Origin of the sequence: Nonomuraea sp. 10N515B (assembly GCF_052245915.1) — a bacterium.
Lineage (GTDB): Bacteria > Actinomycetota > Actinomycetes > Streptosporangiales > Streptosporangiaceae > Nonomuraea.
In genome coordinates this window covers 1-25,391 of record NZ_JBQQBQ010000021.1, presented here as the reverse complement: position 1 = coordinate 25,391, position 25,391 = coordinate 1, and the positions used below count along the sequence as shown (strand labels likewise).

24 protein-coding genes, 2 tRNA genes and 1 riboswitch are annotated in these 25,391 nt (G+C 67.4%); of the genes, 17 read left to right on the top strand and 9 right to left on the bottom strand.

Annotated features, from left to right (window positions below; genetic code table 11):
- Entirely contained in the window at window positions 1–486 is a 486-nt protein-coding gene (gene def / locus ACTWQA_RS28755; RefSeq protein ID WP_443162183.1) for a peptide deformylase, read from the bottom strand.
- A 90-nt stretch (window positions 487–576) separates the two neighbouring features.
- Here def and ACTWQA_RS28750 point away from each other — a divergent pair, with 90 nt between their 5' ends.
- Entirely contained in the window at window positions 577–1,044 is a 468-nt protein-coding gene (locus ACTWQA_RS28750) for a ribose-5-phosphate isomerase (RefSeq protein WP_443162182.1), read from the top strand.
- Between the two features lie 10 nt (window positions 1,045–1,054).
- Here ACTWQA_RS28750 and ACTWQA_RS28745 read toward each other — a convergent pair whose 3' ends face one another.
- Both ACTWQA_RS28745 and ACTWQA_RS28740 read right to left on the bottom strand, forming a co-directional pair.
- Complete coding sequence (locus ACTWQA_RS28745) at window positions 1,055–1,204, bottom strand: hypothetical protein (protein ID WP_443162181.1); 150 nt, start codon at window positions 1,202–1,204, stop codon at window positions 1,055–1,057.
- A 14-nt stretch (window positions 1,205–1,218) separates the two neighbouring features.
- Entirely contained in the window at window positions 1,219–2,445 is a 1,227-nt protein-coding gene (locus tag ACTWQA_RS28740; RefSeq protein ID WP_443162180.1) for a GNAT family N-acetyltransferase, read from the bottom strand.
- A 118-nt stretch (window positions 2,446–2,563) separates the two neighbouring features.
- Here ACTWQA_RS28740 and ACTWQA_RS28735 point away from each other — a divergent pair, with 118 nt between their 5' ends.
- From ACTWQA_RS28735 to ACTWQA_RS28725, 3 genes are all read left to right on the top strand, one after another.
- Window positions 2,564–3,679 (top strand): PP2C family protein-serine/threonine phosphatase, encoded by a 1,116-nt coding sequence (locus tag ACTWQA_RS28735; protein ID WP_443162179.1) that lies wholly within the window; start codon window positions 2,564–2,566, stop codon window positions 3,677–3,679.
- 116 nt (window positions 3,680–3,795) lie between these two features.
- A complete protein-coding gene (locus ACTWQA_RS28730; protein WP_443162178.1) occupies window positions 3,796–5,100 on the top strand; it encodes a M50 family metallopeptidase in 1,305 nt (434 codons plus the stop codon).
- 7 nt (window positions 5,101–5,107) lie between these two features.
- A complete protein-coding gene (locus tag ACTWQA_RS28725) occupies window positions 5,108–5,464 on the top strand; it encodes an MmcQ/YjbR family DNA-binding protein (RefSeq protein WP_443162177.1) in 357 nt (118 codons plus the stop codon).
- Between the two features lie 2,063 nt (window positions 5,465–7,527).
- On the opposite strand, the gene ACTWQA_RS28720 is transcribed toward ACTWQA_RS28725, so the two are convergent.
- A tRNA-Pro gene (locus ACTWQA_RS28720) sits at window positions 7,528–7,601 on the bottom strand.
- Between the two features lie 89 nt (window positions 7,602–7,690).
- Here ACTWQA_RS28720 and ACTWQA_RS28715 point away from each other — a divergent pair.
- A tRNA-Gly gene (locus ACTWQA_RS28715) sits at window positions 7,691–7,764 on the top strand.
- A gap of 82 nt (window positions 7,765–7,846) precedes the next feature.
- On the opposite strand, the gene ACTWQA_RS28710 is transcribed toward ACTWQA_RS28715, so the two are convergent.
- Window positions 7,847–8,194, bottom strand: a complete 348-nt coding sequence (locus ACTWQA_RS28710) for a hypothetical protein (RefSeq protein ID WP_443162176.1) — start codon at window positions 8,192–8,194, stop codon at window positions 7,847–7,849.
- A 72-nt stretch (window positions 8,195–8,266) separates the two neighbouring features.
- Here ACTWQA_RS28710 and ACTWQA_RS28705 point away from each other — a divergent pair, with 72 nt between their 5' ends.
- Window positions 8,267–8,920: a uridine kinase gene (locus tag ACTWQA_RS28705; protein ID WP_443162175.1), complete on the top strand. Its 654-nt coding sequence runs from the start codon at window positions 8,267–8,269 to the stop codon at window positions 8,918–8,920.
- Between the two features lie 105 nt (window positions 8,921–9,025).
- Window positions 9,026–10,336, top strand: coding sequence for a TrpB-like pyridoxal phosphate-dependent enzyme (locus ACTWQA_RS28700; protein ID WP_443162174.1), 1,311 nt, complete (start codon window positions 9,026–9,028; stop codon window positions 10,334–10,336).
- Between the two features lie 36 nt (window positions 10,337–10,372).
- Here ACTWQA_RS28700 and ACTWQA_RS28695 read toward each other — a convergent pair whose 3' ends face one another.
- The gene (locus ACTWQA_RS28695; RefSeq protein ID WP_371825749.1) at window positions 10,373–10,450 is read right to left on the bottom strand and encodes a 50S ribosomal protein bL37; all 78 of its coding nucleotides are present in this window, start codon (window positions 10,448–10,450) and stop codon (window positions 10,373–10,375) included.
- Window positions 10,451–10,597: 147 nt separating this feature from the next.
- Between ACTWQA_RS28695 and ACTWQA_RS28690 the strand changes: the two genes are divergently transcribed.
- From ACTWQA_RS28690 to ACTWQA_RS28675, 4 genes are all read left to right on the top strand, one after another.
- Window positions 10,598–11,377, top strand: coding sequence for a DeoR/GlpR family DNA-binding transcription regulator (locus ACTWQA_RS28690; RefSeq protein ID WP_443162173.1), 780 nt, complete (start codon window positions 10,598–10,600; stop codon window positions 11,375–11,377).
- Window positions 11,374–12,447 carry a galactose-1-phosphate uridylyltransferase gene (gene galT / locus ACTWQA_RS28685; protein WP_443162172.1) on the top strand — a complete coding sequence of 358 codons (1,074 nt, stop codon included), beginning with the start codon at window positions 11,374–11,376 and terminating at the stop codon, window positions 12,445–12,447. The genes ACTWQA_RS28690 and galT overlap by 4 nt, the downstream gene beginning before the upstream one ends.
- Before the next feature lie 68 nt (window positions 12,448–12,515).
- Window positions 12,516–12,652: riboswitch (cyclic di-AMP (ydaO/yuaA leader) on the top strand.
- A 6-nt stretch (window positions 12,653–12,658) separates the two neighbouring features.
- A complete protein-coding gene (locus ACTWQA_RS28680) occupies window positions 12,659–13,648 on the top strand; it encodes a coiled-coil domain-containing protein (RefSeq protein WP_443162171.1) in 990 nt (329 codons plus the stop codon).
- A 36-nt stretch (window positions 13,649–13,684) separates the two neighbouring features.
- On the top strand, window positions 13,685–14,185 hold the full coding sequence (locus ACTWQA_RS28675; RefSeq protein ID WP_305915146.1) for a DinB family protein: 501 nt from the start codon (window positions 13,685–13,687) through the stop codon (window positions 14,183–14,185).
- A gap of 21 nt (window positions 14,186–14,206) precedes the next feature.
- On the opposite strand, the gene ACTWQA_RS28670 is transcribed toward ACTWQA_RS28675, so the two are convergent.
- From ACTWQA_RS28670 to ACTWQA_RS28660, 3 genes are all read right to left on the bottom strand, one after another.
- The gene (locus ACTWQA_RS28670) at window positions 14,207–15,148 is read right to left on the bottom strand and encodes a VOC family protein (RefSeq protein ID WP_443162170.1); all 942 of its coding nucleotides are present in this window, start codon (window positions 15,146–15,148) and stop codon (window positions 14,207–14,209) included.
- Window positions 15,138–15,833: a TetR/AcrR family transcriptional regulator gene (locus ACTWQA_RS28665; RefSeq protein ID WP_443162169.1), complete on the bottom strand. Its 696-nt coding sequence runs from the start codon at window positions 15,831–15,833 to the stop codon at window positions 15,138–15,140. Before ACTWQA_RS28665 ends, ACTWQA_RS28670 begins: the two co-directional genes overlap by 11 nt.
- 96 nt (window positions 15,834–15,929) lie before the next feature.
- Entirely contained in the window at window positions 15,930–16,409 is a 480-nt protein-coding gene (locus ACTWQA_RS28660; protein ID WP_305915143.1) for an ATP-binding protein, read from the bottom strand.
- Window positions 16,410–16,642: 233 nt separating this feature from the next.
- Between ACTWQA_RS28660 and ACTWQA_RS28655 the strand changes: the two genes are divergently transcribed.
- From ACTWQA_RS28655 to ACTWQA_RS28630, 6 genes are all read left to right on the top strand, one after another.
- Complete coding sequence (locus ACTWQA_RS28655; protein WP_443162168.1) at window positions 16,643–17,509, top strand: helix-turn-helix domain-containing protein; 867 nt, start codon at window positions 16,643–16,645, stop codon at window positions 17,507–17,509.
- Window positions 17,510–17,677: 168 nt separating this feature from the next.
- A complete protein-coding gene (tig, locus tag ACTWQA_RS28650; RefSeq protein WP_443162167.1) occupies window positions 17,678–19,054 on the top strand; it encodes a trigger factor in 1,377 nt (458 codons plus the stop codon).
- A gap of 430 nt (window positions 19,055–19,484) precedes the next feature.
- Window positions 19,485–20,117, top strand: a complete 633-nt coding sequence (locus ACTWQA_RS28645) for a ClpP family protease (protein ID WP_305915717.1) — start codon at window positions 19,485–19,487, stop codon at window positions 20,115–20,117.
- An 11-nt stretch (window positions 20,118–20,128) separates the two neighbouring features.
- Window positions 20,129–20,752: an ATP-dependent Clp protease proteolytic subunit gene (locus ACTWQA_RS28640; RefSeq protein ID WP_305915140.1), complete on the top strand. Its 624-nt coding sequence runs from the start codon at window positions 20,129–20,131 to the stop codon at window positions 20,750–20,752.
- Window positions 20,753–20,936: 184 nt separating this feature from the next.
- Entirely contained in the window at window positions 20,937–22,220 is a 1,284-nt protein-coding gene (gene clpX, locus ACTWQA_RS28635) for an ATP-dependent Clp protease ATP-binding subunit ClpX (RefSeq protein WP_138691280.1), read from the top strand.
- Window positions 22,221–22,379: 159 nt separating this feature from the next.
- Window positions 22,380–24,953 carry a valine--tRNA ligase gene (locus tag ACTWQA_RS28630; RefSeq protein ID WP_443162166.1) on the top strand — a complete coding sequence of 858 codons (2,574 nt, stop codon included), beginning with the start codon at window positions 22,380–22,382 and terminating at the stop codon, window positions 24,951–24,953.
- Window positions 24,954–25,391: the final 438 nt, after the last annotated feature.

The window sequence follows — 25,391 nt, the reverse complement described above, 5'->3', positions numbered from 1 at the left end:
CTACGCGTTGAGGACGATCTTGCGTGCTTCGTCCTTCGGGAGGCGGTCGACGTACAGCTTGCCGTCGAGGTGCTCGGTCTCGTGCTGGAAACAGCGCGCGAGCGAGCCGCGGGCCTTGATCCGCACCGGCCGCTGCAGCCGGTCGAGCCCCTCGACGGTCACGCCCACGGCGCGCGCCACCGGGGCGTAGATCGGCAGGCGCGTCCGGCGGTCGGGCACCGACAGGCATCCCTCCTCGTCGACGATCTCCTCGGGGTCGTCGACCGTCAGCGTCGGGTTGATCACATGGCCCTTGCGCTTGTTGATGTCGTAGACGAACAGCCGCCGCGACACGCCGATCTGCGGGCCGGCCAGCCCCACGCCGTTGACCGCGTACATCGCCTGGAACATCTCCTCGATCAGGCGGCGCAACTCGCGGTCGAAATCCGTGACCGGCTCGGCGGGCGTGCGCAGGACGGGATCGCCGATGACGCGGATCTCTCGCATGGGTTCCTGCCTTCGTAAGGACTGGACAACCGATCAGGTCCTTACTCTAGCCCGCGAACCAAAGCGCCGGGGCTGTGGAAGACTGGTCGGGTGCGTGTCTACATCGGTGCCGACCATGCCGGCTATGAGCTCAAGAACCACCTGGTGTCCTGGCTGAAGGATCACGGGCACGAGGTGACCGACTGCGGTCCCTTCGTCTACGACGCCGAGGACGACTATCCCGCCTTCGTGCTGCGTGCCGCCGAGGGCGTCGCCGGCGACCCCGCCAGCCTCGGGGTCGTGATCGGCGGCTCGGGCAACGGCGAGCAGATCGCCGCCAACAAGGTGCGCGGCATTCGCGCGGCCCTGGCCTGGAGTGAGGAGACGGCCGGCCTGGCCCGCGAGCACAACAACGCCAATGTGATCAGCATCGGTGCGCGCATGCATCCCATCGAGGACGCCACCAGGTTCGTCGAGGTCTTCCTGACCACGACGTTCTCCGGCAGCGAGCGTCACAGCAGGCGGATCGCCCAGCTGGCCACCTACGAGACGATCGGCCAGCTGCCCTCGCTGCCGTGACCATCCGATCTCATCGGCCCTTGCCCTTGGTCTCGCGCCTGGGCATCTCATCGCGCAGGGGCCGCCGATCGGCGGCCTCCTGCTGTTCCTTCGACGGTCTCGACACGTCACGCGCCCGCATGGCGATGGTCGCGGTGATCTGCAAGCTTTGCAGCGCCATTGTTCGACCCTACGTCAAAAGACCCGGCCGGCCCACGGTTTGGGGCTCCAGGACATGGCCGTGGCCAGCGACCGCACCGCGCCCTGCCGGTGCTCGCGCAGCAGCCCCGCCTCCAACTGCTGGACGAGCTGCCCGTCGCCCATGTAGGCCGACCCGAGCGCGGCCACCGGCACGGTCAGGTCGGGCTCGTCGTCGACCGGCTTGCATGCGGCGCCCGTCGTGTCCGCGGTCAGCCGCCAGCGGCCCGCGTTCCACGGGCACACCTCGTCCTCCACCTCGATCACCAGGTCCACCGGCGCGGCATAGGCGCGGCCGGCCAGCGCTCGGTCCACCTCGACCACGCGTACCCATAGCTCGTCGCTCCAGCCCGCGCGCAGCTGCCGCTGGTCGGCCAGCAAGGAGATCAGCGGGTCGTCCACCGGCCTGACCGCCCGCACCGTCGTGATGAGGTCGCGATCCAGGACACTGCGCCACAGCAGGGCGTAGGCCGCCGGGTCCGCCGCCTCGAGCTCCTGCAGCTGCAGCTCCCCGGTAGGCAGGTCGTGGTCGTCCCAGGAGCCCTTGACCCTGAACACCGCGTAGCCGCGCACGCCCCGATCGTCCTCGGCCAGCACCGCGCGCAGCGGGCCCGACCCCCGCTGGTCGAACTCCTCATCCGCCAGCGTGCTGTCCCAGAAGGCCGCATGGCGCTCGTAGCGCCCCGGCCGGGCGGTCACCACGGACGCGTACACCTTCTCGAGCTCGGCGCGCACGGCGGCGGGCTTGGCCACCCTGATCCGCAGCGACGGGTCGACCGGCGCGTTCTTGACGAACGCCGAGGCGCGCTTGCTGATGCGGAACGTCAGCATGCCGGCGGCCCTGCCGTACCCGAACCTGCTGTAGATCACCGACTCGGAGGCGTACAGCGCGGCCACCGGCTCACCGCGCTCGCGGATGTCGGCCAGTTGCCTGCGCATCATCGAGGACAGCACCCCGCGGCGGCGGTGCGAGGGCAGCACGCCGACGGAGGTCACGCCGCCGACGGGCAACTGCCCGCCGGGCACCGTCATGGTGAAGCTGAGAACCGCGGTGACCCCGACCATGAGATCACCGTCGAAGACGGCGAGCGTGCGGTCGAACTCCGTCTCGGCCTTCCACCGCTCGGCCTGCTGCGGCTGCGGGGTCCAGTTGAACGCCTCTTCGAGAACCTGGGTGAACGCCGGCCACTCGGTCTCATCGATGGGACGGATCGGATACGTCATCAGTCCACCGTAGGAGCGCGCAAAGGGGGAAGGCCACTGAATATCCGTCCTTAATGATCAAGGTGTTGGTCAAGTGGGCTGCCCAAACACGGGCCAGACCGATACAGTCAGGCGCATCATGAGTTCCCGTCCGGCGCCGCTGATCCCGCCACGGGTCCGTGCGGTCCTCGTACGGGTGCCCTTCCTCGTGCCCATTGTCCGATTCGTTCGCAGAGGCCCGCTGGCCCGCGATCGCAACCTGCTCATCGCCCTGTCCACGCTGGCGATCGTCATCGGCGCGCTGGCCGCGAAGGTCTCGACCGAGTGGTTCTCGCCTTCGCTGCTCATCCTCGTCACCCTGCTCGGCGGGCTCCAGTTGCGGCTGCGCAGCCTGATCAAGCTGCTCGTGGCTGTGGGCGTCGCGCTCGGCTTCATCGCGATCACGCTCGGTGTGGCCAGGATCGGGCTGGGGCTCACCGTGACGATCGCCTTCACCACCGTGCTCGCCCTGCTCATGGCCCGCACCAGGGGCAAGCTGGGTGTGCAGGGGCTGCGTGGCGACGCGATGCTGCTGGAGCTGCGCGACCGGCTCAAGAGCCAGGGCGAGCTGCCTCCGCTGCCCAAGGACTGGGGCGCCAAGGTGGTGCTCAAGCAGGCCGGCGGGTCCTCCTTCGGCGGGGATTTCCTGGTCTCCATGCGTGATGGGAACACCGTGGAGATCGCCCTCGTGGACGTGTCCGGCAAGGGCGTGGACGCGGGCACCAGAGCGCTGCTGCTGTCAGGCACGTTCGGCGGCCTGCTTGGCTCGGTCGAGGACTTCCTGCCTGCCTGCAATACGTACCTGCACCGCCAGCGGGGCGACGAGGGCTTCGTGACCGCCGTGCACCTGCGCCTCGACCTGGCTACGGGCGACTACACGATCACGTCGGCCGGGCATCCGCCGGTGGTGAAGTTCGACGCGGGCACGGGCAACTGGCAGGTCGCCTCGGCCAAGGGCGTGGTCCTCGGCGTGGTGCCCGACCTGCACTGCGAGCCCGACAGCGGCACCCTGCGCAAGGGCGACGCGCTGCTGTTGTTCACCGACGGGCTGATCGAGCAGCCCGGCCGCGACATCGACGCCGGGCTGGACCGGCTGCTCGGCGAGGCGGAGCGGCTGCTGCCGTCCGGCTTCCGTGACGGTGCCAGAGCCCTGGTCAACGCCATGGCCTCCGGCCACAACGACGACTGCGCCCTCGTGCTGATCTGGCGCCCGTAGCAGTCTGCCCGGCGCCGCCGAGCCATGCCTGGCTTCACCGGCGCCACGTCGGGCCGGGGGAGTTCGACTACCCTGGGGCTGTCGGGACCGTCCGCCTTGCCCTGGAGCGCGCATAGATGAACTGGCTCTATTTGGTGGGGATCATCATCTTCCTGCTCGGGTTGATGCTCTCCATCGCCTTGCACGAGGTCGGCCATCTCGTGCCCGCCAAGCTCTTCGGCGTCAAGGTGACCCAATACATGGTCGGCTTCGGCTCGACCGCGTGGTCCCGGCGTAAGGGCGAGACCGAATACGGCATCAAATGGATCCCGTTCGGCGGCTACATCCGCATGATCGGCATGCTGCCGCCGCGTCCCGGCGACGACCCGGCGAAGGTCAGGAGCACCTCGACGGGCCCGTTCCAGGCCCTCATCGAGTCGGCCCGCGACGCCGCCCAGGAGGAGGTCCAGCCCGGCGACGACGACCGCGTCTTCTACCGCAAGAAGTGGTGGCAGAAGGTCATCATCATGTCCGGCGGGCCGCTGATGAACTTCGTGCTCGCGTTCGTCTTCTTCAGCATCCTGCTGGTCGGCATCGGCCTGCCGAGCTGGGCCCCGGTCGTGTCCCCCGAGACCAACACCTGCGTGATCCCGATCTCGGAGCAGCGCACCACGTGCAAGCCCGACGACCAGCTGACCCCCGCGGCCCAGGCCAAGATGAAGCCCGGCGACCGCATGGTCTCCTTCGACGGCCAGAAGATCAACACTTGGGAAGACGCCACCCGCCTGATCCGCGGCCACGGGCCCGGCCCGGTCCAGCTCGGCATCGTCCGCGACGGCAAGGCGATGACGCTCAACGTCACCCTCATCGCCCAGGACCGCCCCAACCTCCAGGACCCCCAGAAGATCGACAAGAACGTCGGCTTCCTCGGCGTGCTGCCGACGGAGGTCATGGAGCGCCAGAGCATGGGCGAGGTCGTCGGCTACATGGGCGCGCTGACGGCCCGCGTGGCGGGCTCCCTGCTCAACCTGCCGGAGAAGATGGTCGGCGTCTGGCACGCGGCCTTCTCGGGCGAGGCACGCGACCCTGAGGGCCCGGTCGGCGTCGTGGGCGCGGGCCGGATGGGCGGCGAGATCCTCGCCTCCGACCTGTCCAACGAGAAGAAGATCGCCATCTTCGTCAACCTGCTGGCCGGCTTCAACCTGGCGATCGGCATGTTCAACCTCATCCCGCTGCTGCCGCTCGACGGCGGCCACATCGCCGGGGGCCTGTGGGAGGGCATCAAGCGGGCGTACGCCAAGATCATGCGCCGTCCCGAGCCGAGGTACGTGGACATCGCGAAGGTGCTGCCGCTGACGTACGCGATCGCCATCGTCATGATGATCATGGCGGGCCTGCTGGTCTACGCCGACCTCGTCAACCCCCTCACGCTGACGGGCTGACGCGGCCGTGGACGCCGCGCTGGACCGGCTGCGCGCGCTCTGCCTGGCCCTGCCGGAGGTCACCGAACGGCTGAGTCACGGAGAGCCGACCTGGTTCGTCCGGGACAAGAAGACGTTCGTGATGTTCGCCGACCACCACCACGACGACCGCCTGGCGTTCTGGTGCGCGGCCCCGGCCGGGGCGCAGCAGGAACTGGTGGCCGAGGATCCCGAGCGCTTCTTCCGGCCGCCGTATGTGGGGCATCGTGGCTGGCTGGGCGTCTATCTGGATGTGCCGGAGGTGGACTGGGCGGAGGTGGCCGAGATCGTCGCCGACGCCTATCGCCAGATCGCCCCGAAGTCGCTCATCGCCCGCATGCCCTGAGATGTGTGCTTTCATGCGCCGCGCTGCAGCCGGCCTTCCGCCCTCGCCGGCCTCCCGGCTGTGTGGGACGGACGCACAAGGGCCGCCTCCGGATCGGATGCGGCCCTTGAGCTGGTCGGGGCGACAGGATTTGAACCTGCACTTCTTGCTCCCAAAGCACTACCAGCGATCAAGAGATGTGGCGTTTTGCCTGTTCAGACGGTCTGCGTTGTGCACCGTTGTGCATGATTGAGCGGTGGCATGCTTCCCTGATATCACTCAGTTTGCCACTCGCGCCGTGATTGGACTCGAACCAGAATCTCGTGATGTTGATCAGTTCGTGCTGGTTCAGGCGCGAGGTCGTGCCGGTCAGTGGTGTTCAGTCCTGTCCAGGCGAGTTCATCGTGGGTGGCTCCCGGTCTGGCTCCCCTTCGACCTTTCGGCCAATCACGCCTCAGACGTTTCCGTCGGGCTGTCAACCATCCTGACTTCTTCGATGCGAAGCTTTTGGGGTCATCTCCTGACCTTGCGTTTTGCCTGGTCAACCCCTCTGTTCATGTGCATCGTAGGGCATAGGTAGGTTTCCGTTGGCGTCTTCGATGCCATTCTTTTTGTCACTCAGGTTGGGGGGTCAGATCTGTCGTTCCTGTGGCGGAGAACCCTTTCGTCACGCCTTTAGGTGAGTCCAGCCCGCCCGCCATGCGCCGTACGTAATGCCGTATGGCTTCCCGCTGCAGGTTCCGTCCCGCTTGCACGACTGCTTCGCGAACCTCAGTCGACTGACCTTCCCGCGCTCAAGGCCGTAGTAGTCCATCCTCCACCTCCAGAGATTAGGTCCGATTCCTTTAGTACAGATTGCAATGACTTCCGCGAGATTGTAGGCTTTTTCCCGAGTGGTGCTTTTCCCCGTAGGAAATCCAAACGCGAAGCTGACGTGCTGCTCGCCGACTTTGTACCGCGAGATGCCGGTATCGTAGGTCTTTTTTGCGGTCCCCTGCTTGCATGTCGCGCCCCACTTGGTGTACAGGAATCCGGGAGACGCTGCAGCCGCTTGCGGTGTAATCGCTACTCCGCCAATGGCGATCATGGATGTTGCAAGCCCCACAGCGAATCGCCGCATGACTGAGCTAGCCGGTTTTCTCATGATCCCGCCTTTCGTCGAGAGATACCAACGATGAGATCGTATGAGGGGGCGGTATATTTGAAGTATGTCGGAGATATTGCCGACCACAATTGCTCTGCCCTGGCTGCCCGTCTGCCGTCGTCCCACCCGCAGCGCGCAAGCTTCGGGATCTCCGCGCCGAAGATGTCGACAAATGGCTCGCCAGCAAGTCCAGCAGTTTGAGCACCCGGACGCTGCAGATCATGCACTCATGCTTGAACAGGGCCATCAAGCGAGCCATGGCGCGTGACAAGGTGAAGCGGAACGTGGTCGAATTGTGCAGCGTGCCCACGGGTACGGCGGGACGGCCTTCGAAGGCACTCACCTTCGCGCAAGCGGAAGCCGTACTCACTGCCGCAGAAGGCACCCGCATGCACGCTTATATCGTGCTCTCGCTCCTCACGGGAGCACGCACCGAGGAACTGCGGCCCCTCACATGGGATCATGTAGATCTCGACGGGGATCCTCAAGCCACTCCGCTGGTTCCGCCCTACATGGCGGTCTGGAGATCTGTACGGGCTGGTGGTGACACCAAGACCCCCAGGTCTCGACGGACGCTCGCGCTGCCTACGAAGTGTGTCGAGGTGCTGACCGAGCACCGCGCTCGCCAACAGCAGGCTCACGGGGATTCATGGTCAGACAGCGGTCTGGTCTTCCCCTCGGAGAACGGCACCGAACTGGATGCCTCCAATGTCCGGCGCGCGTTCCGCTGGAAGAGATCTCTCGCTTGGTCGGCCACAGCAGCACGGCGACGACTGAAGCGGTCTACCGCATGCAGATCCGGCCTGTGGTCCAGTCCGGAGCTGTGGCTATGGATCGCATCTTCGGCGCGCCGTAGGCGCTGCCTGCGGACATGTCACTCAGTTTGTCACTCAGAAGGCCCCTTCCGATCTTGGAGGGGGCCTTCCTGCTGGTCCTGAAGTCGGGGCGACAGGATTTGAACCTGCGACTTCTTGCTCCCAAAGCAAGCGCGCTGCCAAGCTGCGCCACGCCCCGTCTCGCCGAGTGCGCATGCGCTCCGGGACTCCGGTACGCTTACGCCCTGACGACCGGATGAAGTCTAGACCAGAGTTCGACCGGTTCGCGCGGACGTAGCTCAATGGTAGAGCCCTAGTCTTCCAAACTAGCTACGCGGGTTCGATTCCCGTCGTCCGCTCCAAGCACCAAAAGGCCAGGTCAGCCGCATGAGGCGACCTGGCCTTCGTGTTCTCCGCACTTTCTTCAGCAATCGAATGAAGGGATCAGCCCCTCGTCTGCTCGATCACCTGAATCCAGGCGCGCCGCTTACGCACCACGAAGCGGACCCGATCCCCGTTCCGCAACATGACCGCCAAGCCGTTCGGGACGATCCCGAGGGTGTTGACCGGCGCGGTCGACACGATCTCCTCGATGGGCCACGCCCAGACGCCCCTCTGGGCGTTCACCGCATGCGAACGGAACACGAGCGACCGGCTGGTCAGCCACAGACGGCCGCCCACTGCCTCAGGCCCCGCCCACAGGTTCGCCACCCCCTTGTGCACCACGGTTTCGCCAGGGGCGGGTTGGAAGTTCGTGTCACGATAGACCTTCGCCAATTCCTGATCATCCATGCGCACATCCTCAGCGCATCAGGAGCACGCCTTCAATGCTGCCGCGAGATCGGCGATCGTAAGCTAGGGACGATGCGTGCGCGACCGATCTCCCGTGACGTCCTCATCGAGGAACTGGCCGAGCTCATCTCCGCGCGGCCGGGGGAGGAATGGGTGCGGGTGGCCGTGGACGGGGCGCCCGCCACGCGTCCTCAGACGCTCGCTGACGACCTCGTGGCGCCGCTCCGGTCGCGCGGGCGGCCCGTGCTGCGGGTGTCGGCGGGCGACTTCCTGCGGCCCGCGTCGCTGCGCCTGGAGCACGGCAGGACCGATCCCGACGCCTTCTACGAGGACTGGCTCGACGTGAAGGGCCTGCGGAGGGAGGTGCTCGAGCCGCTGGAGGCCGGGGGATCGGGGCGGGTGCTGCGGGCGCTGTGGGACAGCCGGGTGGACCGGGCGTACCGGGAGCCGTACCAGGAGCTGCCCCAGGGCGGCGTGGTGCTGGTCGACGGGACGTTGCTGCTGGGACGGGGGCTCGCGTTCGACGTCAGCGTGCACGTGTGGCTGTCGGCGGGGGCTCTGGAGCGGGGGACGCCTGAGGAGGAGCGGTGGCGGCTGCCCGCGTACGAAAGATATGAGCATGAGGTCCGCCCGCAGCAGGCGGCGGACGTGGTGGTGAGGGCCGATCATCCGGATCGGCTCGCCGTCCTGGTCCTCGGCGACAGAGCACGGCCCAGCGGCTCGTAGCACGGCCCGGCTCGTAGCACGGCCCAGCAGCTCGTAGCCCCCGGCCCGCCGGCCCGGCGCGCTGGGATGCTGGAATGCCGCGCGTTCCCGGCGCAGACTGGGGCGATGATCCCCAGCAACTGGTACAACATCGTTCCCGACCTGCCCGCTCCGCCGCCTCCACCGCTGCATCCCGGCACCAGGCAGCCCATCGGGCCGGACGATCTGACTCCGCTCTTCCCCATGGAGCTGATCGCGCAGGAGGTCAGCGGGGAGCGGTTCGTCGCGATCCCGCAGGAGGTGCTCGACGTCTACCGGCTCTGGCGGCCGACGCCGCTGATCCGGGCGCGGCGCCTGGAGAAAGCGCTCGGCACGCCGGCGAGGATCTACTACAAGTACGAGGGCGGCTCGCCCGCGGGCTCGCACAAGCCGAACACGGCCGTGCCGCAGGCCTACTACAACGCGCGCGAGGGCGTACGGCTGCTCACCACCGAGACGGGCGCCGGGCAATGGGGATCGGCGCTGGCGTTCGCCTGTTCCCAGTTCGACATCGAGTGCCAGATCTGGATGGTCCGCGCCTCCTACGACCAGAAGCCGTACCGCCGCTCCCTCATGCAGGTGTACGGCGCCACCGTGCACGCCAGCCCGTCCTCCGTGACGGGCGCGGGCAGCAAGGTGCTGGCCGACCACCCCGACTCGCCGGGCAGCCTGGGCATCGCCATCAGCGAGGCCGTCGAGGTGGCCGCGGCGACCCCCGACGCCCGCTACGCGCTCGGTTCGGTGCTCAACCACGTGCTCATGCACCAGACGGTGATCGGCGAGGAGGCGCTCGAGCAGCTCCCCGAGATGCCCGACCTGGTCATCGGCTGCACGGGAGGCGGCTCCAACTTCGCCGGCCTGACCTTCCCGTTCCTGCGGGAGAAGCTGGCGGGACGGATCTCGACCGTGTTCCGTGCGGTCGAGCCCGCCGCCTGCCCGTCTTTCACCCGCGGCGTCTACGCCTACGACTTCGGCGACACCGCCGGGCTCACGCCGCTGCTCAAGATGCACACACTGGGGCATTCGTTCGTGCCTGACCCGATCCACGCGGGCGGCCTGCGGTATCACGGCATGTCGCCGCTGTTGTCGCACATGTACGAGCTGGGCCTGTTCGAGGCCGTCACGCGATCCCAGAACGAATGCTTCGAGGCCGGCGTGCGTTTCGCCAGGACGGAGGGCATCGTGCCCGCCCCTGAGCCCACGCACGCGCTCGCCGAGACCGTCGCCGAGGCGCTGCGCTGCAAGGAAAGCGGCGAGAAGAAGGTCATCCTCACCGCGCTCTGCGGCCACGGGCACTTCGACCTGGCCGCCTACGATCGTCACCTGGCCGGGCAACTGGAGGACTACACCCTCCCGCAGGACCGCATCGACCAGGCCCTCACCGAACTACCCGGGTGAAATCGGGTGGCCGCCGGGCAGAGGCGGCCACCCGGGTCAGCGTGCGGTGGGCCGCTTGCCGTGGTTAGCCTTCTTCTTCTTGCGTGCTTTGCCCTTGCGTGCGCGCTTGGCCATACGCTCGCCTCCGATGATCGGGTGCTACGGCATTGATCCCTCACCGTCTCTCGCCTGCGCCGACCAGGGCAAGCGACGCCACCCGATCTAACATTCCCCGAACTTATCCGTGTCATAATTTGGTGGAATCTGTTGGAAGGAGGGGGCGTGCTCGCACAGCAGCGTCAGCAGGCGATCCTCGAACGCGTACGCAGCGACGGCGGTGTCCGGGTGGCCGACCTCGTCCGCGAGCTCGGCGTCTCCGACATGACCATCCGCCGCGACCTCGAGGTGCTGGCCGAGCGGGGCCTGCTGGAAAAGGTGCACGGCGGCGCGACCGCCCTCGGCCCGGGATCGACCGAGGAGCCGGGCTTCACCGCGAAGTCCGCCCGCCAGCAGCAGGAGAAGCAGGCCATCGCGCGCTGCGCGGCACAACTGGTGCGCCCCGGCACCGCTGTGGCGCTGTCCGCGGGCACCACCACCTGGGTGCTGGCGCACCACCTGATCGGTGTGCCCGAGCTCACGGTGATCACGAACTCCATCCCCGTCGCCGACGTTTTCCACCGCAATCCGCGCGCCGACCGCACGGTGGTGCTGACCGGCGGCGTACGCACGCCATCGGACGCCTTAGTGGGCCCGGTGGCCGTGGCCGCCATCCGCCGCCTGCACGTGGACACGCTCTTCCTCGGCGTGCACGGGATGAGCGTGCGGGCCGGGTTCACCACGCCCAACCTGCTCGAGTCCGAGACCGACAGGGAGCTGGTGGCGGCCGCCAACCGCCTGGTCGTCCCGGCCGACCACACTAAGTGGAACACGGTGGGCATCAGCACCATCGCCGAGCTGAGCGAGGCCGACGTGGTCATCAGCGACGCGGGGCTGCCGGAGGAAGCACGTACGCACCTGGCCGAAACGGCCGGGGAACTGATCATCGCGGAGGGCTCGCTTTGAAGCGCACCATCACCAACCTGGCCGACGGCCGAGAGCTGATCTACTTCGACCGGCGGGACGACGCCGACAGGAGCGCGATCGACCGGCGGACGCTGGACCCCCGGCCGGTGGCCTCTGAGCTGCGCTACGACCCGCTGACCGAGGAGTGGATCGCGATCGCGGGGCACCGGCAGACGCGGACGCACCAGCCGACCGGCACGGCGGCCGAGTGCCCGCTGTGCCCGTCGTCGGAGACGCGCTCGACGGAGATCCCGGCGTACGACTACGACGTGGTGGTGTTCGAGAACCGCTTCCCCTCTTTTTCCGAAAATATCGGGACTTATGGGGAAGTGGGCGGGCTGAGTGAGGTCCGTCCGGCCGTGGGCCGCTGTGAGGTGGTCTGCTTCACCTCCGAGCACTCCTCGTCCTTCTCCCGGTTGTCCGACGCCCAGGTCGAGCTGGTCATGGAGGCATGGGCCGACCGCACGGCCGAACTGTCCGCCATCGAGGGCGTGGAGCAGGTCTTCTGCTTCGAGAACCGGGGCTCGGAGATCGGCATCACGCTCGCGCACCCGCACGGCCAGATCTACGCCTATCCGTACGTCACCCCGCGGACCAAGCTGCAGCTGGGCGCCGCCGCTCGCTACAAGGGAAACCTGTTCGCCGACGTGCTGGCCGCCGAGCGCGCCGCCGGCACGCGGGTGGTGGCGGCCAACGAGCTGTGGACGGCTTTCGTGCCCGCCGCCGCGCGCTGGCCGTTCGAGGTGCACCTCTACCCGCACCGGCAGGTGCCCGACCTGGCGGCGCTGACAGAGGCGGAGCGTGCCGCGTTCGCGCCGCTGTACACGTCGGTGCTGAAGGCGTTCGACGGGCTGTTCGGGGTCGTGATGCCGTACATCGCGGCCTGGCACCAGGCGCCGGTACGACAGGGCCGTGAGCTGGCTTACCTGCACCTGGAGCTGTTCACCATCAGGCGGGCGCCGGAGAAGCTGAAGTATCTGGCGGGGTCGGAGTCGGCGATGGGGGCCTTCGTCAACGACGTGCTGCCGGAGGAGGCCGCACGCATGCTTCGATCACGAGTAGATCACTAATAGATTTCTACTTAAGGTCGCATGACTCGTGATCTACCACTAATATCCCGATAAGCACCGGCCGTAACGGCCGGTGCCCGCCTAATCCCGGGCGAGTTGCCCGGGAGCCGGGGACCCATCGCACGTGGGGTGAATCCACTTCGGTGGTAGGGATCTCCCATGCCCGAACCCGTCAGCTAACCCGGCCGGCAGAGGGAGAGGAAACATCTACGTGGCGGCTGCCCTGATTCGCTCGGGAGCTCCGCTCCCTTCGCCGTCCCTCGCGAGTCTTGCCATCAGCCTCATCACCGCCGCCGCCGTTGCCTTCTTCCCGGCGACCGCGGCGTCGGCGGCACCCAAACCGACGGAGTCCGAGCTCCGCGCCCAGCTCAAGCAGCTCAACAGCAAGATCGACAAGCTCATCGAGCAGTACAACCTCAAGCGCGTCGAGCTGGCCAAGGCCCAGCAGGCCGCCAAAACGGCCAATGAGCGCCTGGCCACCGCGGAGCAGACGCTGACCGCGGCCGAGCAGCGGGTCGCCGAGATCGCCCGGCTTCGCTACCAGAACGGGAACCCCCCGGTGCCGGGTTTCATGCTGCCCGCGAGCGGCGGCAGCGCGGCCGTGCTCAACCAGCTGACCGTCGAACAGCAGGCGTTCGTGCAGGGCGTGGCCAAGGCCCGTGACGACAAGGAGAAGGCCGCCAAGGACGCCGCCGCGCTGGCGGCCGAGATCCGCGGGGACGCGGCCGAGGTGGACAAGCAGCGCGACGAGGCCGAGGACGTCATCGAGGACATCAAGAAGAAGCTCCAGGACCTCGTGCCGTTTGGCACCGGCCGCAAATCCGACGGCAGCTGGGCCCCCGAACTTCCCTCCGGCTCCGACAACATCACTCCGCGCACCCGGCTCATGCGCGAGCAGGTGGGCAAGAACTTCTCGCTGCCGTACACGGTGGGGTGCTTCCGCTCGGGCTCCAGCGGCGAGCACCCGCTCGGACGCGCCTGCGACTTCATGATGAGCACCGGAGGCTCGATGCCGTCGGCCGCGAACCTCGCGCTGGGCGACCGGATCGCGGAGTGGGCGATCAAGAACATGGACAAGCTCGGCATCAAGTACGTGATCTGGAAGCAGCGCATCAACCACAGCTCGGGCTGGAGCGGAATGTCGGACCGCGGCAGCATCACCGAGAACCACTTCGACCACGTGCACATCTCCATGCACTGAAAGCCGCACACCAGGCCGAAGGTAAGGTCAGGGCTCGTGATCGACTCCCGTACCCCACCGCCCCTCACCGGCGACGAGCTGACGGTGCTCAACAACTGGCTCGAATGGCACCGCGCCACCCTCGCCGTCAAATGCGCGGGCCTGTCGGACGAGCAGTTGCGCCTGCGCTCGGCCCCGCCCTCGACCCTGTCTCTCCTCGGCCTGGTCAGGCACATGGCGCACGTCGAACGCTCCTGGTTCCGCCGCGTGCTGAACGGCGAGGACATCCCCAAGCTGTGGGACAAGGACCGCGACAACGACGCCGACTTCAACGACGTCGACACCGCCTCGGCCGAGGAGGCGTTCGCCACGTGGCAGGACGAGATCGAGCGCGCCCGCGCCATCTCGGCCGCCACGCCGCTGGACGCCGTCGGCGACCGCAACGGCCGGGACTGCACGCACCGCTGGATCCTCGTCCACATGATCGAGGAGTACGCCCGCCACAACGGTCACGCCGATCTTCTACGCGAGCGTATCGACGGCGTTACCGGCGAATAACGGTCCCCTGCCGCTTCGCCGTCACCGCTGACGGAAGACGATCGCGGTGCCGAGCGCCTCGCGGGCGGGCACGAAGATCTCGCCTGCGGCGGTCTCACCGACCGTCATCCCGGCCTCGCCCAGGAACCGCCCGGTGGCCGCGACGTCCCGCACCGCCACCGCGTACGCCGCGAACCCGGGCAGCGCCACCGCACCCTCGCCCGGCAACAGCGCGTCCAGCCGGGACGCGCCGACCAGCGTGATGTGAGCACCGTCGCCGCCGAGCGCGAAGGTCCGCACGAGCCCGTCCCGCGATGCCGTACGTCCCACATAACGCTCATAGCGCCGCTCGGCCTCGTCCAGCTCGTCGTCGGCCACGCACAACACGCATTCGACCAGCTCGACCGCGCCATTGGGATGGTCGGCGGCCTCATGCGCGGAGGCGTTCTCCGCCAGCCCGACCCGTCCCTCCGGCACGAGCCCCGGCTCGGAGCCGTCGATCTCCAGCCACCGGACGGGCTCCATCCGCACCCCGTCCGCCGTCTCGACCGGCCGCTGGGCCGCCTGCACCCCACCGTGCCCGACGCCGCCGGCCGTCAGCCGGGCGGCGGCGCCGTCGATGCCGAGTGCGTCGAACATCAGGATGTGCACACCCTCGAAGCGCCGCAGGCACGCTTCCAGGTTGGCCGCCGTGCCGCGGACGGCCTCCTTGAGCGCGGGCAGCCGCTCCGCGGGCGCCCGCAGCGGGATCAGCCGCGCGTCGCCGGGAACCCGCCCCGCCCCGGCGACGGTGACCAGCTCGAGGAAGCCGCCGGTGAGGTACGCGTGTGTATTGCCCACCCCGACCGGCTCGGGCGGCTCGCCCACCACCGGGTACGCGGGCCCCGGCAGCGCGAACCCCATCCGCCGGTATCGCTCGAGCGCCTGTCCCATGTCATGCACCACGTGTCCCACGTGGTGCAGCCCACGGATGTCATGTCCCATCGCCGCCTCCATAAGCCGCGTCACGGAAGTCACGGGAGAGCCCTTCGAAGATCTCGATGACCCGCTCGGCCGCCGGCGCGCAGTCGGGCAGCCGCTCCGGCTCGAACGTCCTGCGCAACGTGTCGGCCAGGACGCCGGCCTTCTCCTCCAGGCTGAGCGTGACCTCGGCCGGAAGCAGCGGCTCGACGGCGAAGAACCCGAACACGATCGTCGGCAGCGGATAGTCCAGGTCCTCGGGTCGCAGACCCTCCCGCAGCAACCCGTGCCGGGCGAGCTCACCCAGGTATTCGCGCGAGGCGAGCAACTTGGCGCCCTCGAGCGGTTTCCTGGCCGGGCTGGCGAGGAACTTGTCGAGCATCTCGGCGTCCCTGGTGAAGATCGCCCGCAGCACCGGCCGCCGCATCGCCTCCAGGAAGAACCGGCGCATGTACCGGTGCAGCGCGATCTCGTCAGGATCCGCCCGCATGCCCGCGACGACCGCCTCCAGCATGGCCACCGCCTCCCTGGCGCCGACGGCGAAGAACAACTGCTCGCGGGTACGCCAGTGCAGGTAGATCGTGCCCTTGCCGACCCCGGCGCGTTTGGCGATCTCGTCGATCGTCACCCGCCGGTATCCCCAGCGCAGCAGCAGCTCCTTGGCCGCGTCGAGAATCCGGTCAGCCCGCCCGCGGTGCTCGGCATGCACAAAGGCCTCCTCGTGACTGTTGACCGATGACCAATTTAGCATTCTGGTCACGAGAGAGAACAGGGAGACGCCGTACCAGGTGATCTAAAGGTTGGGTCAGGATTCCGTGCGGAACAGCGCCCAGACGGCCTTGCCGCCGCGAGCCAGGGGGTCCCAGCCCCAGCACTGGCTGTACGTTTCGACGATGTAAAGGCCGCGCCCGTTCTCGGAGATGAAATCCGGCTCCTTGGGCCGCGGCACCTCGTCGCTGGGGTCGGCCACCGCGAGCAGCACGTGCGGCGCGACCCGCATGAGCAGCAGCTCGATCTCCCGGCGCCCGGCGGCGTACATCGCGTATCTGACGGCGTTCGTCACCAGCTCCGACACCACGAGCGCGGCGTCGTCGCTCAGGTCGTGCAGTCCCCAGCCCTGCAGTGTGGAGCGGGTCACGTCCCTGGCGGTCTTCACAGAGTCGGCCTGAAAGGGCAACGGGCACGCGGTCGTGTACGGCTGGCCGCCACCCGAGAGCAGGTGGTCGAAGCCCACTTCGCGGGTGATCTGCAGGCAATCGGCAGTGGCCAGAGGATCCTCCACCATGCCGCCGATACCTCCCCGTTCAGCCTTGGTTAGTGCATGTTTGGCCCAATATGCACTAAGCCATCATGGGTCACGACCGCTGCGGCTGCAAGACCCAAATGCACGTGCAGCTGCAATGTGCAATAGCAAACACCGTTTTTGGGCATAGATCCCGGAATCGGACACGAGGTTGAGACCTTGTCATTCAAGGCGATGTGGTGTCACTGTGTGTGCGGACCTTGATAGGAGGCAAAGTGACGCAGAACCAGCCGGGTTCCGGGCCGACGGCGCTGCGCATCCTCCTGGGCTCCCAGCTGCGCAAGCTCAGGGAAGCGAAGAACGTCACTCGTGAGGAGGCCGGCCACCTCATCCGTGGCTCGGAATCCAAGATCAGCCGCATGGAGCTGGGCCGAGTGGGGTTCAAAGAACGCGACGTGGCCGACCTGCTGACTCTGTACGGGGTCGTGGACCAGCAGGCCCGCTCCGCCGTGCTCGACCTGGTCGCCACCGCCAACGAGCCGGGTTGGTGGCACCGGTTCAACGATGTCCTGCCCACGTGGTTCCAGGCGTACGTCGGCCTCGAAGAGGCGGCCGCCAGGATCAGGACCTACGAAGTCCAGTTCGTGCCGGGACTGTTGCAGACCAAAGAGTACGCAAGGGCTGTGGTGACCGCCGGTGCGGCGGGCATTGGGGCGGAGGAGATCGCCAGGAGGGTCGATCTCCGGCTGGAGCGCCAGAGGATCTTGGACAAGCCGGACGGGCCGGTCTTCTGGGCGGTGATCGACGAGGCCGCGCTCCGGCGGCCGATCGGCGGAGCCGAGGTGATGAGGGCCCAGCTGGAGCACCTCATCGACCTCATGCGCCAGCAGAACATCACGATCCAGATCATGCCGTTCAGTTTCGGCGGGCACAGTGCCGAGGGCGGGGCGTTCAGCATCTTGCGCTTCCCCGATCCCGACCTGCCCGACGTCGTGTACGTCGAGCAGCTCGCCAGCGCGCTCTACCTGGACAAGCGTGAGGATGTGGACCGATACACCGAGGTGATGGAGCGGCTGTGTGCCGTGAGCACCACCCCCGATGAGACGATCGAGCTACTGCGGACGATCTCGGAGGAGTTCTGACGGCGGCGGGCGTCGTTGTTGGGTGTGCATCTGCCCTAGACTGGACCATCGGCGTTGGATGCGGCCGTGGCAGAGCATGCCCCAACACCGCACATGTGGGCGCGGCGCGTGGGCCGTACCGATGGACGCGCCCGCGATCACTCGTAGCTTGATCAAGGAGACCATTCCGTGAAGACCGCTGTCGAGGAGCTCAGCCCCACGCGGGTCAAGCTCACTGTCGAGGTGCCGTTCGACGAGCTGCGCCCGAGCATGGATGCGGCATACAAGAAGGTCGCGCAGCAGGTGCGCGTCCCCGGGTTCCGGCCTGGCAAGGTTCCGGCCCGCATCATCGAGCAGCGCTTCGGCCGGGCGGTAGTGCTGGAGGAGACCCTCAACGACGCGGTGCCCAAGCTGTACGGCCAGGCCGTCGACGAGGTCGACGTCTTCCCCGTCAGCCAGCCCGACATCGAGGTCACGAAGATCGAAGACGGTGAGCAGATCGAGTTCACCGCCGAGGTCGACATCCGGCCCAACTTCGAGGTGCCCGACTACGCCGGCATCGAGGTCACGGTCGACTCCGCCGAGGTTTCCGACGAGGACGTCGACACGCAGCTCGACGCGCTGCGCCAGCGCTTCGCGACGCTGACCGGCGTCGAGCGCCCGGCCGCCAACGGCGACTTCGTCGTCATGGACCTGCGCGCCGAGATCGACGGCAAGAACATCGAGGAGCAGCAGGCCAGCGAGGTCTCCTACGAGGTCGGCGCCGGCTCCGTGCTGCAGGGCCTCGACACCGCGCTCGAGGGCATGTCCGCCGGCGAGGAGAAGAGCTTCAAGACCGAGCTGGTCGGAGGCGAGAACGCCGGCGAGGAAGCCGACGTGATCATCACCGTCAAGTCGGTCAAGGAGAAGGTCCTGCCGGAGCTGGACGACGAGTTCGCCCAGCTGGCCAGCGAGTTCGACACGCTCGACGAGCTCAAGGCCAGCATCCGCGAGCAGGCCCGCCGCAACAAGCTCATCGACCAGGTCGTGCAGGCCCGGGAGAAGTCGCTCGACGCGCTGCTCGAGCAGATCGACATCCCGCTGCCGGACAGCGCGCTCAAGGCCGAGGTCGACGCCCGCAAGCACAACCTCGACCACCAGGTGGCGGAGAGCGGCCTGAGCCGCGACGCCTTCTTCCGCCTCTACCAGACGACGGAGGAGGAGCGCTTCGACGAGTTCGAGAAGAACTCCGCCCGCGCGCTCAAGGTCGGCTTCGTGCTCGACAAGATCGTCAAGGCCGAGGAGCTGGGCGTCTCCGAGCAGGAGCTGACCAACTTCGTGGTGCGCCGCGCCATGGAGATGGGCGTCCAGCCCAACGAGCTGGCCAAGCACCTGGCCGACAACGACCAGCTCACGCTGGCCATGGTCGAGATCGTCCGCGACAAGGCCAAGTCCGTGATCGGCGACGCCGCCAAGATCGTGGACACCGAGGGCAACGACGTCGACCTCAAGGCGATCTACACCGAGATCAACGGTGAAGAGCCTGCTCAGGAAGAGGCCGAGGCCGAGGACAAGCCCGAGGCGTAAGCTCACGCCCTTCGCCGGGCACCACGAAGCCCCTGGATCGAATCGGTCCGGGGGCTTCGACGTTCCGGCGCCCCCGCCACTGCTGCGGGCGACGCTTCCGCCCCTTCCCGCGCCCGCACACGACCCGCGGGCACCGTGGCTGCCAGGGACGGCCCGGCCGCAAGGCGACGCTGGGGGCGCTCAGAGGGCCCATGGGGAGCGCCAAGGGCACGAGGCCCTCCTCGACCGGCCACCGCCTCCTGGTCGGCGAGGACCGCCGTCTGAGGGCTGCCAGGGGTGGTCGCCGGTTGGATGGCCCGGACACCCGGGCGCAAGGCCCCGAACATGCGCCGTCAGCGAACAGTGCGGGGGACCGGGCATGACCTGTAGGCGGCGCGCGTTAAGGTCACAAGCAAAGCCAATCGATTACGACGCATCGGAAGGTGACGCTGTGACCAGCCCGCCGACCTTCTATCAGCCTGAGTCTCGAGGCCGTGAGAACGGCTCCGCCTTCCGGCTTGAAGACCAGCTTTACCAGCGCCTGCTCAGGGAGCGCATCATCGTGCTCGGGCAGGAGGTCAACGACGAGATCGCCAACCGCATCTGCGCCGAGCTGCTGCTCCTTGCAGCCGACGACCCAGAGCGCGACATCACGCTCTACATCAACTCGCCGGGGGGCTCGGTGAGTGCAGGCATGGCGATTTACGACATGATGGAATACGTGCCGAACGACGTATCGACGGTTGTGATGGGCATGGCGGCCTCGATGGGGCAGTTCCTGCTCACCGCCGGGGCCAGGGGCAAGCGCTTCGGCCTGCCGCACGCCCGTGTCATGATGCACCAGCCGTCCGGCGGCATCGGCGGCACCGCTGCCGACATCGCCATCCAGGCCGAGCAGATGCTCTACGTGAAGAAGACGCTGGCGGAGCGGATCGCCTTCCACACGGGGCAGCCGCTGGACCAGATCGAGGCCGACTCCGACCGCGACCGCTGGTTCACGGCGGAAGAGGCCAAGGACTACGGCTTCATCGACCACGTCGTCCGTAGCGCACGACAGGTGCCCTCACAGGGCCCGGTTTCCTAGGGGGAGCTGACATGAACATCGAGAGCCGTTACGTTCTCCCCTCCTTCGTCGAGCGCACGTCATACGGCGTGAAGGAGATGAACCCGTACAACAAGCTCTTCGAGGACCGCATCATCTTCCTCGGAGTGCAGATCGACGACGCGTCGGCCAACGACGTGATGGCCCAGCTGCTGACGCTGGAGTCGCTCGATCCCGACCGTGACATCAGCATCTACATCAACTCGCCCGGCGGCTCCTTCACGGCCATGACGGCGATCTACGACACGATGCAGTTCGTCCGGCCGGAGATCCAGACCGTCTGCCTCGGCCAGGCCGCCTCCGCGGCGGCCGTGCTGCTGTCCGGCGGCACCCCAGGCAAGCGGTTCGCGCTGCCCAACGCCCGGGTGCTGATCCACCAGCCGTCCACCGAGGGCGGCGGCCAGGGCAGCGACATCGAGATCCAGGCCAGGGAGATTCTGCGCATGCGGACTCTCCTGGAGGACATCGTGGCCCAGCACACGGGCAAGACCTCCGCCGAAGTCCGCAAGGACATCGAACGCGACAAAATTCTCAACGCGGACGAGGCAAAGGCGTATGGTCTGATCGATGACATCATCCCGTCCAGGAAGAAACGAGCTCAGGCCGTAGCTTCCTAGACGAGACGTGACGCACCGGGGCGCTGCCCAATAGGGCACGTTCCGGTGCGACTCGCCGCTAGGGGGCTCACTGAGGGCCCAGAAGACGGTAACGTCGAAACCTGAGCGGTTCGGCCAAGTCCGGAGGATGTCCGGAGACACTGCTCGCAAGGGCAGGGCGGTCCCACGCAAAGGAGTATCTGGGGTGGCACGCATCGGCGACGGGGGAGACCTGCTGAAGTGCTCTTTCTGCGGAAAGAGCCAGAAGCAAGTCAAGAAGCTCATTGCCGGTCCAGGCGTCTACATCTGCGATGAGTGCATCGATCTCTGCAACGAGATCATCGAGGAGGAGCTGTCGGAGTCCTCCGAGCTCAAGTGGGACAACCTGCCCAAGCCGAGGGAGATCTACGAGTTCCTCGACGCCTACGTCATCGGTCAGGACAAGGCGAAGAAGGCGCTCTCGGTGGCGGTCTACAACCACTACAAGCGGGTGCAGTCCGGCGACCGGGGCAGAGACGACGGCCTGGAGCTGGCCAAGAGCAACATCCTGCTGCTCGGGCCGACGGGCTCGGGCAAGACGCTGCTGGCGCAGACCCTCGCGAAGATGCTCAACGTGCCCTTCGCCATCGCCGACGCCACCGCGCTCACGGAGGCCGGCTACGTCGGCGAGGACGTGGAGAACATCCTCCTCAAGCTCATCCAGGCCGCCGACTACGACGTCAAGAAGGCCGAGACCGGCATCATCTACATCGACGAGGTCGACAAGATCGCCCGCAAGAGCGAAAATCCGTCGATCACGCGTGACGTCTCAGGCGAGGGTGTTCAGCAGGCGCTGCTGAAGATACTGGAGGGCACCACGGCCTCGGTGCCTCCGCAGGGCGGTCGCAAACACCCGCACCAGGAGTTCATCCAGATCGACACGACCAACGTGCTGTTCATCTGCGGCGGTGCGTTCGCGGGTCTGGAAAAGATCATCGAGTCGCGGATCGGCAAGAAGGGCATCGGCTTCAACGCCATCATCCGGTCGAAGGAAGAGGTCGACACGGCCGACATCTTCGCCGACGTGATGCCGGAGGACCTGCTGAAGTTCGGCATGATCCCCGAGTTCGTCGGCCGCCTGCCGGTCATCACCTCGGTGCACAACCTCGACCGCGAGGCCCTCATCCAGATCCTCACCGAGCCGCGCAACGCGCTGGTCAAGCAATACCGCAAGCTGCTGGAGCTCGACGGCGTGGAGCTGGAGTTCACCGACGGCGCGCTCGAGGCCATCGCCGACCAGGCCATCCTGCGCGGCACCGGCGCCCGCGGCCTGCGCGCGATCCTGGAGGAGGTGCTCCAGTCGGTCATGTACGAGGTGCCCTCCAGGCAGGACGTCGCCCGGGTGGTCATCACCCGCGAGTCGGTGCTCGAGCACGCGATCCCGACTCTCGTACCACGCGACCAGCTCGCCGCGAAGCAGCAGCGCACGCCTCGCGAGAAGTCGGCCTGAGCCGTCCTCCCCGCGCACCGAGCGCCCCGTGGCAGTCCGCCACGCGGGCGCTTCGGCGTATTGGGCCCATTTCACCTCAGGGTGGGCCGTCATACGCCATGCCCCCAGTGCCCCGCCTTCGGGGCTTGGGGCCTTTTCCGCTCGTACGCCTCCCTAGAATTGGTCACTGTGACAACGCCAGAGCTGCCTACGCAATACACACCGGCCGACGTCGAGACCCGGAACTATGACCGCTGGGTATCCGAAGGCTACTTCGGCGCCGACCCGGGCAGCTCGGGCGAGCCATACAGCATCGTCCTGCCGCCGCCCAACGTCACGGGCGTCCTGCACATCGGGCACGCACTCGACCACTCCATCCAGGACGCGCTCACGCGCCGCGCCCGCATGCAGGGGCGCGAGACGCTCTGGCTGCCCGGCATGGACCACGCGGGCATCGCCACACAAAACGTCGTCGAACGTGAGCTGGCCAAGGAAAGGCTGTCGCGGCACGACCTGGGACGCGAGGCGTTCGTTGAGCGGGTCTGGCAGTGGAAAGAGGAGTCCGGTGGCCGGATCCTCGGCCAGATGCGCAAGCTGGGCGACGGCGTCGACTGGTCACGCGAGCGCTTCACCATGGACACGGGTCTCTCGCGTGCGGTGCAGACGATCTTCAAGAGGCTCTTCGACGACGGGCTGATCTACCGCGCCGAGCGCATCATCAACTGGTGCCCGCGCTGCCTCACCGCGCTGTCCGACATCGAGGTCGAGCACAGCGAGGACGAGGGCGAGCTGGTCTCGATCCGCTACTCCGACGAGATCGTCGTGGCCACCACACGAGCCGAGACCATGCTCGGCGACACCGCCGTGGCCGTTCACCCCTCGGACGAGCGTTACGCCCACCTGATCGGTACGATGGTCGAGCTGCCGCTCACCGGTCGCATGATCCCCGTGGTCGGCGACGAGCACGTCGATCCTGCCTTCGGCACCGGCGCGGTCAAGGTCACCCCCGCCCACGACCCCAACGACTTCGAGATCGGACGGCGTCATTCCCTGCCGTCGCTGACCGTCATGGACGAGCGCGGCGTGATCACCGCGCACGGGCCGTTCCAGGGGCTCGATCGCTTCGAGGCCCGGCCGGCCGTCGTCGCCGCGCTGCGCGCGGACGGCAGGATCGTCGCCGAGAAGCGCCCCTACGTGCACTCGGTCGGCCACTGCTCGCGCTGCAAGACGGTCGTCGAGCCGCGGCTGTCGCTGCAGTGGTTCGTCAACGTCGGGCCTCTGGCGAAGGCGGCCGGTGACGCGGTTCGCGACGGGCGCACCCGCATCCACCCGCCGGAGCTGGCCAAGCGTTACTTCGACTGGGTCGACGACATGCACGATTGGTGCATCTCCCGCCAGCTGTGGTGGGGGCACCGCATCCCGGTCTGGTACGGGCCCGAGGGCGATGTCGTGTGCGTGGGCGCCGACGAGGAGCCGCCCGCCGGCTACACGCAGGACTCCGACGTCCTGGACACCTGGTTCTCCTCCGCGCTGTGGCCGTTCTCGACGATGGGCTGGCCGGACGCCACGCCGGAGCTGGCCCGCTTCTACCCGACGTCCGTGCTCGTCACCGGCTACGACATCCTGTTCTTCTGGGTGGCCAGGATGATGATGTTCGGGCTCTACGCCATGGACGGCGAGCCGCCGTTCCGCGTCGTGGCGCTGCACGGAATGGTCCGCGACCAATACGGCAAGAAGATGTCCAAGTCGTTCGGCAACGTGGTCGATCCGCTCGACTGGATCGAGCGCTTCGGCGCCGACGCCACCCGCTTCACGCTGCTGCGTGGTGCCAACCCCGGCGCCGACGTCGCGGTGAGCGAGGAGTGGGCGGCCGGCTCACGCAACTTCTGCAACAAGATCTGGAATGCCACCAGGTTCGCGCTCATGAACGGCGCCGCTGTCGGGTCGCTCGACGGCGCCGACCTGACCGCGGCCGACCGGTGGATCCTGTCGCGCCTGCAGACCGTGGTGACGGCCGCGGACGCCGCCTTCGAGGACTATGAATTCGCCAAGGCGGCCGACCTGCTCTACCACTTCGCGTGGGACGAGGTCTGCGACTGGTACCTGGAGCTGGCCAAGATCCAGCTCGGTGAGGGGCTCGACCACACGCGGCTGGTGCTCGGCCACGTGTTCGACGCTTTGCTGCGGCTGCTTCATCCGCTGGTGCCGTTCGTGTCCGAGGAGCTGTGGCGGGCCGTCACAGGCGGCGAGTCGATCGTCGTGGCGCCGTGGCCGGTCGCCGATTCCCGCTACGCGGACGCCGCCGCCGAGGCGGAGATCGACGCGCTGCAGGAGCTGGTGACCGAGGTGCGCAGGTTCCGCTCGGATCAGGGCCTCAAGCCGGGCCAGAAGGTGGCCGCCCGGCTCGGACTCGCCGGCACGCAGCTGGCGGATCAGGAGACGGCGGTCCGCGCGTTGCTGCGCCTGACGCAGCCGACGGAGTCGTTCAGCGCCACAGCGCGGCTCTCGGTGGGCGACGTGACGGTGGAAATCGACACCGCCGGCGCCATCGACGTCGTCGCCGAGCGCAAGCGGCTGGAGAAGGACTTGGCCGCCGCGCGCAAGGAGGCCGCACAGGTGGCCGCCAAGCTGGGCAACGAGCAGTTCATGGCCAAGGCGCCGGACGACGTGGTGGCCAAGGTCAGAAGCCGGGCCGAGCAGGCATCCGCCGACATCGCGCGGCTGGAGGCACAGCTCGCCGGGCTCGGTGTTTGAACCGTACGTACGCGGGGAAGGTCCATTCGTTACCGAAGATGGACCTTCTGCGCCGTTGAGGCTGCTACAGTTTTCAACGCAGGGCCGGTTAGCCCTGGCATCCCTCCGAACGAGCCCCGGCTTCGGGTTGCGCCCACCACGCGGTTGGACAAGAGCCGAAAGTCAGGGTAAGTTAGCATGGTTGCCTCGAGGAGAGGCAGGTCCGGAAGCTCCCGGATCGGGCGGTTTGACAGGAATCGTCCGGGTCTGGTATTCTGAAGGAAACGAAGTGTGAGGAGCCTCCACACTTGGATCTCGAGAGATCCTGGTGGGGATGTACGCGTCCGTTTCTTGAGAACTCAACAGTGTGTTAAAAGCCAGTGCATGTGCATCACACATGTATGACCCCGTCATTTTTGACGGTTATTGCTTGGATGATTCATCCGAACATGATCATTG